Genomic DNA, 13,349 nt, shown 5'->3' on the forward strand with positions numbered 1-13,349 from the left:
CCGAACTCTTTCTCGTTATCGGGTCAGAAAAATGGCGGAACCGCCTGCGTTTATTCTAGCCGGCTGAAGCGAACCGTCAGGATCGCTGCCCGGCAGCGGCTTGACCGCGGCCTGCGGGTTGTCCCCGCCGCCATCGGTGCCGCCCGGCTTGTCATCCGAACCCAGCACCGCCTCGGTAATCGAGAACGGAAGTGGCTTGGGCACTTCGATCTGGCTGACGATCGGCAGGATCACCAGGAAGTGCAGGAAGTAGTACGCCGTCGCGATCTGGCTGAGCAGAACATAGGGCTCCTCCGCTGGCGCGCCGCCGACATAGGTCAGCAGCAGCATGCAGGGGATGAGGCCGAACCAGAAGAACTTCTTGAACATCGGGCGATAGTGACCCGAACGCACCGGGCTCTTGTCGAGCCACGGCAGGAAGAACCACACCAGGATCGAACCGAACATCGCGATCACACCCAGCAGTTTCGCCTGGACCAGCACGATGCCGGTGAACGGGATCGTCAGGTCGGCGGTGAAGGCACGCAGGATCGCGTAGAATGGCAGGAAGTACCATTCGGGAACGATCAGCGCGGGGGTCGAGAGCGGGTTCGCTTCGATGTAGTTGTCCGGGTGGCCGAGCATGTTCGGCAGGAAGAACACCATGAAGGTGAAGAGGATCAGGAAGACGCCCAGCCCGAACCCGTCCTTCGACGTGTAATACGGGTGGAACGGCACCGTATCGCTTTCCTTCTTCACCTCGACGCCGGTCGGGTTGGACGAGCCGGGAATGTGCAATGCCCAGACGTGCAGGATCACGACGCCTGCGATCACGAACGGCAGCAGGAAGTGCAGCGAGAAGAAGCGGTTGAGCGCGGCGTTATCTGGCGCAAATCCGCCGAGCAACCAGATCTGCAGCGGCTCACCAATGAACGGGATCGCGCCAAACAGGCCGGTAATCACCTTCGCACCCCAGAAGCTCATCTGGCCCCACGGCAGCACGTAACCCATGAACGCGGTCGCCATCATGAGCAGGAAAATGACCACACCGAGCAGCCAGATCATCTCACGCGGCGCCTTGTAGGAGGAATAATACAGGCCGCGGAAGATGTGCAGGTAGATCACGATAAAGAAGAAGCTCGCGCCATTGGCGTGGGCATAGCGCATCATCCAACCGTAATTGACGTTGCGCATGATATGCTCGACCGTGCCGAAGGCGACTTCGGTGTTGGCCGCATAATGCATCGCGAGAATGACGCCGGTTACGATCTGCAACACCAGGCAGAACCCGGCGAGGACGCCGAAATTCCACATGTAGTTGAGGTTGCGCGGAACCGGATAACCCGCACCCACCGCGTTGTAGACGAGGCGCGGCAAGGGCAGTTTCTCATCGACCCACTTGGTAAAGGCGGATTTCGGTTCGTACTGCTTGGCCCAGGCAAAACTCATATCGTTCTCTCGGTTTTCAGCGTGTAATCAAGGAATTCAAATACAGATACGCGCCATCAGCCTACGCGGATGGTCGTTTCCGATGTGAAGGAATATTCCGGCACTTCAAGATTGGTCGGCGCAGGGCCTTTGCGGATACGCCCGGCTACGTCGTAGTGCGAGCCGTGGCACGGGCAGAAATACCCGCCGAACTCGCCCTTGTTCTCGCCTTCGGCAGCGCCCAGCGGCACACAGCCGAGGTGGGTGCAGACGCCCATGGTGACGAGGATGTCTTCATTGCCTTCGTTGGTGCGCTCAGCCAGCGTCTGCGGGTCGCGCATATTGGCAGCATCATCTGCCTTGGCCTCGGCGACTTCTTCCGTTGTCAGGCGCTTCACGAACAGCGGCTGCTTGCGGAACACCGCCTTGATGCTCTGGCCCGGCTGGATCGCGCCGACATCGACATCGGTGGTGCTTTCGGCGAGCACGTCTTTCGATGGCGCCATCTGGCTGATTGCAGGAAGCAGGACAGCAAGGCCGCCAACGCCGGCAGTGCCCAGCGCCGCAACATGGATCCAGTCGCGGCGGCGAACGCCTTCTTCGCTGTCCGTCACTTCGGGGGCTGCGGTTTCAGTCCCAGCAGAAGCACCAGTAGAAGCCATCGTGTCTTACCTTGCTCAATGTACCCGCGCAGCAACGGGGCCGGCGCGGGGAAAAGTTAAACCTGTTCGCTCATCGGCGTAATCCTGGTTCGATCACCCCTGCAAGCCGCGGGCGAAGCGAGCATCGCTCCGATAAGTTACGGCTCGCGGCGCAGATAGACGCAAACCTTGCGAAATCCAACTGTGTTTTGAGCACACCTTGTTCGCTTTGGCGCAATCCGCAGCGAACCGGGCATCAACGCGTTACAATCACAGGGCGATCGCACTGATCTGGCGTCCATAATTTGACTCGCCGCGCTGAATTGCTCTTCGGTAAGAGTGGCAACGCTCGATATCGCCAAAAGTATCCCGTACCGAGGTCCTCAATTTTCGCGACGCCGCATCGAGCAAGCCGGGCTGCAATGTAACCGGGCAGGTCGAAGTGCCAGCGCTGGCGTCCTTCGCGCGCCGGTGCCGGGGCGAAGAACGGATCGTCGGCGGGCGTGAAATTTTCGCGGAATCGCGCGTCCACTTCATAGCTTCGCTGCGCAATCGTCGGTCCGATAGCAGCGACGATATCAACGCGAACCGCGCCAAGCGTCTCCATTGCATCGAGGGTGTTTTCGACCACACCGCCCTGCGCGCCGCGCCATCCGGCATGGGCTGCGCCGATCACTCCGGATTGCGTGTCGGCAAATAGCACAGGGGCGCAGTCGGCTGTGACGATGCCGAGCGCGATACCCGGCTGCGCGGTGACCAGCGCATCCGCTTCGGGCCGTCCCTCCGGGGCATCATCCCACGGCGCGGTTACCGTGATGACATCGGGCGAGTGGACCTGGTGCGGAGCAACGAGCGGCGCACCCGCGACCAGCGCGTGTGCCGCGGCACGCGCGCACGGCGCGGATGTCATCGCTGTCTCCGGGACCGCCGAAGCCGAACTGGTTACGGCCCCCAGCGCTCCCGAAAAAGCCGTGAGGGACATCGCGGAGCGCGTGGGCGCGGGCGATGTCGAAATCCGGCAGGTCAGCCATCGAGGCTGCGCGAGACCTGCTCGAATGTATCGCGCGACAGACCTTGCGTCCCGGCGATCCGCTCCAGCTCGGCCTTCATCAGGCCTGCCTTGACCGATTCGATCCGGCGCCACCGTCCCAGCGGAGAAACAAAGCGCGCCGCGGTTTGCGGATTGATCGGATCGAGTTCGAGGATCACGTCGGCGATCAGCCGGTAGCCGGAGCCGTCATGCGCGTGAAATCCCTGCGGATTGCCTGCGAACGCCATGTAGAGCGAACGCACGCGGTTAGGGTTCTTCATGGTGAAATCGGGATGCTCGGCCAGCGCCCTTACATGGGCAAGCACGTCCGGGTGCAGCGAGAGCGCCTGCAGCGTGAACCACTTGTCGATCACCAGAGCGTTGCCCTGATAACGCTCGTAAAACGCTTGCAAGCGCTCTTCGCGGGCCGGGTGCTGAAGTCCGCACAGGACCATGAGCGCGCCCTGCCGGTCGGTCATGTTGTCGGCCTGATCGAACTGGCGCGAGGCCATGACCGCCGCGCGATCCGGGTCGCTCGCCGCGAACAGCGCGGCGATCTGCGTCTTCACCTTGCGCGCGCCCCGGCCTGCCAGATCGTCATACGGCACTTCGGCAACCTGCGCGTAAAGCGCCTCAAGCTCGCGCTTCAGATTGAAGCCGATGGCGGCCTTCAATTGCTCGCGCTCCTTGTGAATTTCCAGCGGCTCGGCCTTGCGGATACCGGCGGCATCGCTGCCTACCATCGCTTCGAACAGATACGTCTCGCTCGGCAGCATCATCAGCTCGCCGCGCATCGAATGATCGAGCGTTTCGTCGGTGAGGACTGCGCGAAATGCGTCGCAGACAAACCGCTTTCCCTCGGCGCGCCCGGCCTGATCGAGCTCACGGCTCGCGGCGGCGACAAGGTGGCGCACTGCAAGATCCTGCAAGGCTTCGTATCGGGCGAAGGGATCGTCGTCGTTGGCGGCAAGGAAGACGAGGTCTTCGCTTTCCAGCTCGCGCTCGATCACGACCGGGGCGGTAAATCCGCGATTGACCGACAGCACCGGGACGGGTCCGGCGAGCGGCAGGGTGATCGTCTGTTCGTCATGTCGCAGCTCGATCAGTTGCTCTGCGCCGAGCGCGCCGGTCTCGCGGCAATGGACCGCGACCCTCAGCGGAATGTGCATCGCGCCCTTCTTGGTCTGGCCCGGCGTGTCGGGGACGGTTTGCTTGAAGGTTACATCGAGCCCGTCGCCGTCGCCCAGTTTCTGGCTGACTTCGATACGCGGCGCGCCCGCCTGCCGGTACCAGCGGCGGAATTGCGCAAGCTCGAGCCCGGCGCCGTCCTCCATCGCGGTGATGAAATCCTCGCACGTGGCCGCTTCGCCGTCATGCCGGTCGAAATAAAGGTCGGTGCCCTTCCGGAACGCCTCGACGCCTGCGAGCTGACGCATCATCCGGATGACTTCGGCGCCCTTGTTGTAAACGGTGGCGGTATAGAAATTGCTGATTTCGCGGTAGCTGTCGGGGCGGATCGGATGGGCGAGCGGACCTGCATCTTCGGGGAATTGCGCCGCGCGCAGGATGCGCACATCCTCGATCCGCTTGACCGCCTCGCCCTGCATGTCCTGGCTGAACAGCTGGTCGCGCAGGACGGTGAAGCCCTCCTTCAAGGATAGCTGGAACCAGTCGCGGCAGGTCACGCGGTTGCCCGACCAATTGTGGAAATATTCGTGCGCGATCACGCCTTCGACCGCGTCGAAATCGGCATCGGTCGCGGTGTCGGGGTCGGCCAGCACGTATTTCGTATTGAAGACGTTGAGCCCCTTGTTCTCCATCGCGCCCATGTTGAAATCGGACACGGCGACGATGTTATAGAGGTCGAGATCGTATTCGCGGCCGAACACGTCCTCGTCCCATTTCATCGAACGATGCAGCGATTCAAGCGCATGGTCGGTGCGGGCAAGGTCTTCCTCGCGGACCCAGACATTGCACTCGACCTCGCGGCCCGATTTTGTCGTGAAGGGCGCGGAATTGGCGACGAGATCGCCCGCGACCAGCGCGAAGAGATAGGACGGCTTGGGCCACGGATCGTGCCACTCGGCCCAGTGCGCGCCGTCATCGCTCTCGCCTTCATCGACCTTGTTGCCGTTGCACAGCAGGATCGGGAAGAGGTCTTTCGGGCCGGACATGCGCACGCGGTAGGTCGAGAGCACATCGGGCCGGTCGGGGAAGAAGGTGATGCGGCGAAAGCCCTCGGCCTCGCACTGCGCGCACAGCATCCCGTTCGAGGCGAACAGCCCCATCAGCGCGGTGTTGGCGCTGGGGTCGATCCGGGTCACGATTTCGACCACATGGCTTTTGCCCGGCAGATTTACGACCAGGTCGCCTTCATCCATCGACCAGTCGCCGAACCGCGCGCCGTCGACCGTGACCATGTCGGTTGTCAGCCCGTCGCCATTGAGGCGCAGTTCGGGCGAGATCGACTCGATTTCGGGATTGCGCACGATTGTAAGCCGCGAGGTGACGCGGGTGCTGTCGATGCCGAGCGCAAAGTCGAGCTCGGTCTGCGGCACGAGCCACGGATAGGGCGCATAATCCTCGCGCCGGATCACCGGCGGATCATGCGGCATCTGTGCCGCGTCCGCGAGTTCGGGATTGCCTTCGGGGTTGGTCGGGGTGGTTGCGATATCCATGGGAACTCGATTTCAGTTGATTTGTGCGGGCGTCAAGGGATTAGAACGCATCTATGGCGCGATTGTTCATTTTTGGTCTTGGTTACACGGCAAAGCGGATCGCCGCGGCGGTGCGGATGCGCGAATGGCAGGTCGATGCAACCGGTAGCGACGGCAATATCGATTTCGGCGATGCGGCGGCGGTAGGTGCGGCGCTGGACAAAGCGACGCACATTCTATCCTCGGTCCCGCCCGACCGCAAAGCGGGCAGCGATCCGGTGCTGCAAAGCCATGGCGATGCGCTGCACGGGCGTTCGCTGTTCTACCTGTCCTCCACCGGCGTTTACGGCGACCAGCAAGGCGCCTGGGTCGATGAATGCTCGCCAACCGGCACGGGCCGCCGCAATGCTCGCTCTGACGCCGATGCTGCGTGGATGGCGATGAATGCACGGGTGTTCCGCCTCCCGGGCATTTATGGCCCGGGTCGAAGCGCGCTCGACCGAGTGCGCGAGGGCAAGGCGCGGCGGATCGACCTGCCGGGACAAGTCTTCAGCCGAGTTCATGTCGATGACATCGTGTCCGGAGTGGTCGCGGCGCTGGAGCAGGGCGCACCGCCGGGGGCATACAATCTCGCAGACGACTTGCCCGCCAGCGGCAATGCGGTGACCGAATATGCCTGCCGATTGCTGGGGCTGGAGCCGCCGCCCATGCAGACGCTCGAGGAAGCGAACCTCAGTGAAATGGCGCTCGGTTTCTATTCGGAGAACCGCCGGGTCGCGAACGGCAAGGCCAAGCGAGTGCTCGGCTGGAAGCCGGTATATCCCACCTATGTGCAAGGCCTATCGGCGCTGCTTTGAGCGAAGAGCCAACACCATCCCGATGACCGCGAGCACCATCCCGCCAGCGGTCAGCGCGGTCCAGCGGTAGTCCTCGAACAGTGTCGAGATCGCCATTGCGACAGAGATGGTGAGGATGGAGTTGTAGGCTGTCCTGCCCGCACCGATTTCGCGCACCAGATTGTAATGCAAGGGAAAGGTCACGACCGATCCGATCAGGGCCAGATAGACAATGCCCGCCCAGTATTCGGTGCTTGTCGGCACCGGGGGCGGACCGGCGGTCAGCGCGGCAAAGCCAAGATCGAACACCGTTCCGTAGAGCATCGCCCATGCCAGCAGGCTGACCATCGGCACGCCGCGACCGGTCGGGTTCGCCTGGATCACGTTCGCGACCGAGGCGGCAAGGATGCCCAGCATCGCCAGCACGATGCCCAGCGCGACATTGCCTCCGATCACGCCCGCATCGGGATTGGCGCGCCATTCGTGCACCAGCAGGAACGATACCCCGACAATCGCGATCAGGCTTCCCAGCAGAAACCGGCCCTGTACACACTCGCCAAGAAAGAAGCGGGCGAACAGTGCATTGGGGACCATCAGCAGCCCGAACATCATCGCGACGATACCCGAAGTCACGTACAGTTCGGCGTGATAGACGAACAGGAAATTGCCGCTGAACTGAAAGATGCCGACAAGTGCCGCGAGCATGTGCTCGGGCCGGGTCAGCTTCAGCCGCCGCTTCATGAGGTAGGCGACCAGGAACAGCGCCGGGGTCGCCATCGCAAAGCGGTAGAACACCGACCAGGCGGCAGGCACGCCGTCGATCTGTCCGGTGATCACGAACCACGTCGATCCCCAGATCGAACCGGTGAGGATGAACGGCAGGATCACCCGCCAGCTCAGCATCGGGGACTGCGCCGGGCTCACAGGCCGCAGCTCACAATGATGCAATCGCCTTGCCGAGCGCGCGCGCATCGTCGTCGCTGGTGTTCCAGGCGGTGACGAACCGCGCGGCATCCGCGCCCCAATCGTAGAATTCGAAGCCCTGCCTGCGCAGCGCCTCGCGCTCGGTTTCCGCAAGCCGCACGAACAGCTCGTTGGCCTGCGGCGCGCGCATCAACCGCTCGCCGCAGCCGCTCGCAATCTCCTGCGCCGCAGCGTTGGCGTGGCGCGCATTGGCGAGCCACAGATCGCCATCGAGCATCGCGAGGATTTGCGCCGCGAGATAGCGGCCCTTGCATTGCAGGTGGCCGGCGCGCTTGCGGCGGTATTTGACCTGTGACGCCTGCTCCGGATCGAACAGCACCACCGCCTCTGCGTTCATCCCGCCGTTCTTGATGAAACCGAAAGCGAGGCTGTCCACCGGCCCGGCAGCGTCCTTTGCCGACCCGCCAAGGAACGCCGCCGCATTGGCAAACCGCGCGCCGTCCATGTGCAGGCCGAGCCCGCGCGCCTTGGCAAAATCCGCCAGCGCGCCAAGCTCCGCGGGCGAATAGCTGAGGCCGTATTCGCTGGCCTGCGTGATCGCGATCGCGCGCGGCTGCACCTGATGCACGTCATCGCGGATCGGATCGATCAGCGCGGCGATGCCTTCGGGGGTCAGCTTAGCGCCCTCGCCGCCATGTCCGTCGGGACACAACATCAGCTTTGCGCCGTGAAGGTAGAAGCCGGGCGCGCCTCCTTCATCGACCTCGATATGCGCTTCTTCGTGGCACACGACCGCGCCGTGCGGCTCGCACATCGTTGCGAGCGCGAGGCAATTCGCCGCCGTACCGGTGGCCACCCATAACGCCGCGCAGTCGCGCCCGAACAAATCGGAGAACCGCGCATCAAGCTCGACCGACAGCGCATCGCCGTCATACGGATTGTCGGCAAAGTCGGCGGCGCGCATGGCCTCCCACACCTTGGGATGCACCGGGGCGGCATTGTCGGATAGAAACTTGCTCATGGCCTACCGCCTCTAGAGCCGATGGCTGGCGACGCAAGATCAAGCTTGATCCGCGGGATTCTGATCGGGCTGTAAAAAATATGCCCTATTCGTAAGTGGACGCATCATCCCTGCTCGATTACGACTGGTAACGGATCACTTGCCACGGAGGGGAAAGCCATGAAATCATCGAAGAAACTGCCGATCGGTCTGGCCGCAATCGCTGCCATGACAGCCACATCGGTAGGCGCGCGCAATGCCGACGCACTCCGAGATCTCGTCGGCGCGCGAGCCGGACAGGCAGAGATGAGCGTCGCGCAGCGCGGCTTCACCTACATCACCGGCAATGCCGGGCGGCACAACACGAAGCACACCTATTGGTGGAACCGCGATTCCAGGCAGTGCGCGCATATTGTCACGCGCGATGGTCGCTACACATCGATCACCGATGCCTCCAATCGCGACTGCAACCAGAAAAGCGGCGACGGCGGCGGCGATGTTGCGGCCGCCGTGGGTGTCGCAGCGGGGGCAGTCCTCCTCGGGGCGCTTCTGGGCGGGCACAAAAAACACCATCATGACGACAACCGGCATCACGACGACGATGCACGCGAGGCCCAGTACGAGCGCGGCTACAATGACGGGCTGCACAACCTCGCCTATCACAATTACGACCGCACCGATGAATACTCGAACGGCTATTCGGCAGGCGTCGACCAGCGACAGCACAATTCCGACTACCATTATGGCCACGGCGGTTATGATCGGAAGGCGCGCTTCAAGGACCTGATCGGCAGGAGAGGCCCGCGCGCCCGAGGCGAACTCAGCGATCGCGGCTTTACCCGTGTCGACCGGTTCGGCGATGACAACACCCGCTATTCGATCATGTGGAGGCCGCAGAGCAGACAGTGCCTGCAAGTGACCATCGCCGATGGCCGGGTCTATGACATCCGCGATATTGGCCGGCATCCCAATTGTCGCTGAGCTTTGTGCCCTGAGGCAGGCCGCGGATAGTCGGAACTGAGCTTCTTCGCGGTGCGTTAATCACGCGAAGGAGCATTTCCGATGACCGGCGAGCGAACCAAAGTATCCATAACCCATCACGCGCAAGGACAGGGCGGCAAATATGTCGCCGACGTCGTGGGCGAGGACCATCAGGGCTATCTGGAATGGGAGCCGCGCACCGGTCTGCCGAAGGAGACAGTTGCGAGCGATGTCAGGGTCGCGACGCACACGGTCGTGCCGGATGCCATAGGCGGGCGCGGGGTCGCGGCGCAGCTGGTCGAACGGCTCGTCTCAGATGCGCGCGAGCGCGGCTTCAGGATCGAACCACGCTGTTCTTACGTCGCGGCAAAGTTCGAGGAAAATCCCGACTGGGCGGACTTGCGCGCTTGATTTGTAAGCGCTTCCAGAGCTGAACGCCGCGCCTACGCGGTTTCCAGTTCGGAGAAATCGGTCGCGGCAATAGTCTCTAGCACTTCGCGGCGGACCTCGCGCGCACGCTCCAGTGGCACGCCGGGGATTGCGAACTCGCCGCCTGCGAGCCCAAGATGCACCGTGGCATAGCCGCGCAGCCTCGCAATCGGACCTTGTGCAATTTCGGCCGAATGCAGTTTGAGCCGCGTTGCGATCTGGCTGCGCGGGGCGAGCACGCCCTTGGTCACCATTACCTGCGCCGCGTCCAGCGCGTGGCGCTGGAACCGCCACGCGAGCAGGTTCGCGCCGGCGGCAATCGCTGCCAGCGCGAGCGGGATCGAAACGGCGAACACGAACCACTCCGGACCCTGCGCGAGGGCCACAGCCCCGGTGACGATTGCCGCGAGAAGGAAAAAGAGCGCATCGATAATTGCGCTGTCGTTCCGGGATTTCCTGCTGGCGCGGTGCCAGTCGGCATCATCGTTTGGAAGAGTAAAGCCGACCGCTGCGATGATCGGGGCAATCTCGTCCATCTTCGCAAACGGAGCGACGACGTGGCTCGAGGAACCGGCGTCCTGCGCGAGGCTGACGAAGCGGAGATTGTGCCAGCCGAAGCGATAGCGGAGCGCGCGTGTCCCGATCATCACACCCTGCACGCGGTGAATCGGCATGACCACGTCGGTGCGCGTGAACAGCCCCCGCCTGCGCCGGAACCCGCGCGCGGTGCGCTCCAGCAGGAAACCCCATTCGCGAGTGAAGACCCGGATCATGCCGGTCGCCGATCCGACCACGAACACCGCGAGCAGCCCGGCCAGCGCGCTCACGATCTGCACGGTCGCGCCAAGCGCGGCGACCTCTTCACCGCGATCGCTGAACCATGCGCCGGCCAGGTCGATGGCGTCGCCGATCTCGATAAACCCGTCGAGATATTGGGCAAGGCCGGCCAGCACGGCGAAGACCGCCAGCGAAAATTCGAACAGGCCGAAGGTGAACAGCCGTCCCGGCCCCATCTTGAACAGCGCTTCGGCTTCGGGCTCAGGTTCGCGCCGCGCCGGTTCGCCGGCGGCAGCGGACAGTTCGCTGTGCGCTTTTGCATCGCGTCGCTCGCGGATCAGCTGGCGCAGCTCTTCGCCTGCGTCTTCGGTGAGGTATGTGAGGCTGAGGTCATCGCCGCCCCCGGCCCCGGTCTCGAACTTGACCGCGACCAACCCGAACAGGCGCGGCAGCAGTTTCTGCTCAAGGCTGACGTCCTGGATGCGCTCATAGGGAACCGAGCGCGCCGCGCGGCTCAATACGCCGCTCTCGACTCGAATGTCCTGCGCTCCGATCGTGTAGGTCAGCCGCCGCCAGCGCAGGTAGGAAAACAGACCGCCGATGCCGATGATCGCAACGCCGATGGCGAGCGCCGCGAGGATGCCGTATCCGCCGCCGCGATTGCTGAATGCGACGAGCGCGATGGGCACAAGGGCGTTCTGGACCGAGCTCAAGAGTCCGATCCCGACGCTGAGCGGAGCGGTGCGCTGCGGCGCGGCTTCCGGCGCTTTTGCCGTCACCGGCACGGAAACCGCAGCGCTGTCAAGCGCAGTCTCGCTCACATGCTCTCCCGCTTGATATGCGCGCGGATTTCCTCGCGCATCTGCGTTGCCAGATCATGGCCCAGCCCCGGCAATTGCACCGAGGAATTATGATTGCCGGCGGTGTGGAGCGTCAGCGTCGCGATATCGAAGAACCGTTCGAGCGGGCCCTGGTCGACGTCGATATGCTGCACCCGCCCAAACGGCACGACCGTGTCCGAGCGCCACAGCATCCCGCGCACCACGCGCAGCCGGTCGGCGGAAATCTGGTAGCCGCGCGCAAGGTATCGGCGCGCGGGCAGGCGGATGATGACGAGCACGGCGATCAGGACGACCGCTCCGATCACGATCCCGGTCGGCATGAACTCGTTTTCGGCAATGGCGCTTTCCAGCACCAGTGCGCCGACCAGGAACGGTATCGAGGTGAGCGCCGCCCTGACCCTGAGCGCAGTCTTGTAATTGGGGTGAAGCTGCGTGAGCGCAGTCTCGTCATCGACCGGCCCGCCTAGGGAGGCGCTCGGCGATTGATCGGGCAGGCCTTGCGGCGCAGAAGTTGCGGTTGTTTCCATTCCGCGTTTCATGAGCAAGGCCGCGCAGGCGCGCAAGCGGTAATGCCATTATTTCCGCTGGTTGAAACGCCGCCCGATCATGGCGCTTGCGATGTTGGTCTTCTGCACGTCGATCGCGCCGCCCGCGATCCCCCACGCATAGGCATCGCGCAGGCGCTGTTCCATGCCGTAATCCTTGTGATAGCCATATCCGCCCATCACCTGCATCCCGAGCGCGGTAACCTCGCGCACGATCTCGTTGGCGTAACACTTGGCGACCGAGCTTTCATAGACCGTGGGCAGGCCGTCCTCCTGCGCGCTCGCATTGGCAGCCGCGCGGTGGATCAGCAGGCGCGCGGCCTCGACCTTCATCGCCATCTCGGCCAGCTTCAATTGCACCGCCTGGAAATCGACGATGGGTTTGCCGAACGCCTCGCGCTCCTGCGTGTAGGCCAGCGCCTGTTCGAGCGCCGCGGCCGCCACGGCGAGGCTCTGGGTCGCATTGCCGCAGCGCTCCAGCCCGAAGGCGCTCATCAATTTGCCGAAGCCACCAGCCCCGATGATGACGTTCTCGCCCGGCACCTTCACATCCTCGATCGCAAAGTCGGCGGTCGGGATGCCGCGAAAGCCCATCAGCTCCTCGCGCTTGCCGAACTGCATTCCCTCCATGTCCTTTTCAAGCAGGATCGCGCCGATCCCCTTTGCGCCTGCATCGTCGGTGAAACGGCAATAGGTCACGTAGTAATCGGAGTGCCCGCCGCCGCTGGTCCAGCGTTTGTAGCCGTTGACGACATAGCCATTGCCGTCAGGCCTTGCCTTGGTTTTGAGATCGGTCAGCGCGGTCCCCGCATCGGGCTCCGACATGGAAACCGCGACGATCTTGTCGCCCTTGATGACTTCGGGAAGGACCTTCGCTTTCATCGCGTCCGAGCCGAATTTCTCGATTGTGCGGACCGGTCCGGTCAGCGCCTCGAACACCGGGAAGGCTACCGCGTTGGACACCTGCGCGAATTCTTCGAGCACCAGCAGCGCCTCGACATGGCCGAGGCCCAGCCCGCCATATTCCTCTGGCAGGTTCACCCCGAGAAAGCCCATCTCGCCGTAGGTGCGCAGCATGTCGGGCGGCACGGGATAATCGTTTGCTTCCATGTCGCGCGCCAGCTCCGGCAATTCGGCGCGGGCGAATTTGCGCGCGGTATCTTGAAGCTCGCGCTGCTCGTTGGTCAGGTTGAAATCCATAGCGCTCGTTTAAGTCCTCTTGTCCCGCCTGTGTCCCCTAGCGCATTTGTGAGGGCGACGCGCAAGACCCTAGCGCATAG

Annotated in this window: 11 protein-coding genes and 1 pseudogene; 3 read left to right on the top strand and 9 right to left on the bottom strand. The window is 63.4% G+C overall.

All coding sequences use genetic code 11. The features are described from left to right. Positions 1-15: 15 nt before the first annotated feature. From AC0L39_RS16115 to pepN, 4 genes and pseudogenes are all read right to left on the bottom strand, one after another. A complete protein-coding gene (locus AC0L39_RS16115; protein WP_473259377.1) occupies positions 16-1,428 on the bottom strand; it encodes a cytochrome b in 1,413 nt (470 codons plus the stop codon). A 56-nt stretch (positions 1,429-1,484) separates the two neighbouring features. Continuing rightward, positions 1,485-2,069 (bottom strand): ubiquinol-cytochrome c reductase iron-sulfur subunit, encoded by a 585-nt coding sequence (petA, locus tag AC0L39_RS16120; protein WP_473259379.1) that lies wholly within the window; start codon positions 2,067-2,069, stop codon positions 1,485-1,487. 249 nt (positions 2,070-2,318) lie between these two features. Next, positions 2,319-3,079: pseudogene (gene pgeF / locus AC0L39_RS16125) on the bottom strand (peptidoglycan editing factor PgeF). Beyond that, complete coding sequence (pepN, locus tag AC0L39_RS16130; protein WP_473259381.1) at positions 3,072-5,756, bottom strand: aminopeptidase N; 2,685 nt, start codon at positions 5,754-5,756, stop codon at positions 3,072-3,074. Before pepN ends, pgeF begins: the two are co-directional and overlap by 8 nt. A 53-nt stretch (positions 5,757-5,809) precedes the next feature. Between pepN and AC0L39_RS16135 the strand changes: the two genes are divergently transcribed. Next, positions 5,810-6,592 (top strand): NAD-dependent epimerase/dehydratase family protein, encoded by a 783-nt coding sequence (locus AC0L39_RS16135; protein ID WP_473259382.1) that lies wholly within the window; start codon positions 5,810-5,812, stop codon positions 6,590-6,592. On the opposite strand, the gene AC0L39_RS16140 is transcribed toward AC0L39_RS16135, so the two are convergent. Further along, positions 6,575-7,474, bottom strand: coding sequence for a DMT family transporter (locus AC0L39_RS16140; protein WP_473259384.1), 900 nt, complete (start codon positions 7,472-7,474; stop codon positions 6,575-6,577). The two genes, AC0L39_RS16135 and AC0L39_RS16140, sit on opposite strands and share 18 nt — an antisense overlap. Before the next feature lie 31 nt (positions 7,475-7,505). After that, complete coding sequence (locus tag AC0L39_RS16145) at positions 7,506-8,516, bottom strand: threonine aldolase family protein (protein WP_473259386.1); 1,011 nt, start codon at positions 8,514-8,516, stop codon at positions 7,506-7,508. 159 nt (positions 8,517-8,675) lie between these two features. On the opposite strand from AC0L39_RS16145, the gene AC0L39_RS16150 reads away from it, so the two are divergent. Both AC0L39_RS16150 and AC0L39_RS16155 read left to right on the top strand, forming a co-directional pair. After that, positions 8,676-9,476 (top strand): hypothetical protein, encoded by an 801-nt coding sequence (locus AC0L39_RS16150; RefSeq protein WP_473259388.1) that lies wholly within the window; start codon positions 8,676-8,678, stop codon positions 9,474-9,476. 81 nt (positions 9,477-9,557) lie between these two features. After that, positions 9,558-9,887, top strand: coding sequence for a GNAT family N-acetyltransferase (locus AC0L39_RS16155; protein ID WP_473259390.1), 330 nt, complete (start codon positions 9,558-9,560; stop codon positions 9,885-9,887). Between the two features lie 32 nt (positions 9,888-9,919). Here AC0L39_RS16155 and AC0L39_RS16160 read toward each other — a convergent pair whose 3' ends face one another. From AC0L39_RS16160 to AC0L39_RS16170, 3 genes are read right to left on the bottom strand one after another with little or no spacing between them, the layout of a single operon-like run. Continuing rightward, on the bottom strand, positions 9,920-11,503 hold the full coding sequence (locus AC0L39_RS16160; protein ID WP_473259391.1) for a PH domain-containing protein: 1,584 nt from the start codon (positions 11,501-11,503) through the stop codon (positions 9,920-9,922). Then, positions 11,500-12,051, bottom strand: a complete 552-nt coding sequence (locus AC0L39_RS16165; RefSeq protein WP_473259393.1) for a PH domain-containing protein — start codon at positions 12,049-12,051, stop codon at positions 11,500-11,502. The genes AC0L39_RS16160 and AC0L39_RS16165 overlap by 4 nt, the downstream gene beginning before the upstream one ends. Before the next feature lie 48 nt (positions 12,052-12,099). Further along, positions 12,100-13,269: an acyl-CoA dehydrogenase family protein gene (locus tag AC0L39_RS16170; RefSeq protein WP_473259395.1), complete on the bottom strand. Its 1,170-nt coding sequence runs from the start codon at positions 13,267-13,269 to the stop codon at positions 12,100-12,102. Positions 13,270-13,349 lie beyond the last annotated feature (80 nt).

The sequence above is a fragment of the Erythrobacter sp. K21-9 genome (assembly GCF_055808355.1).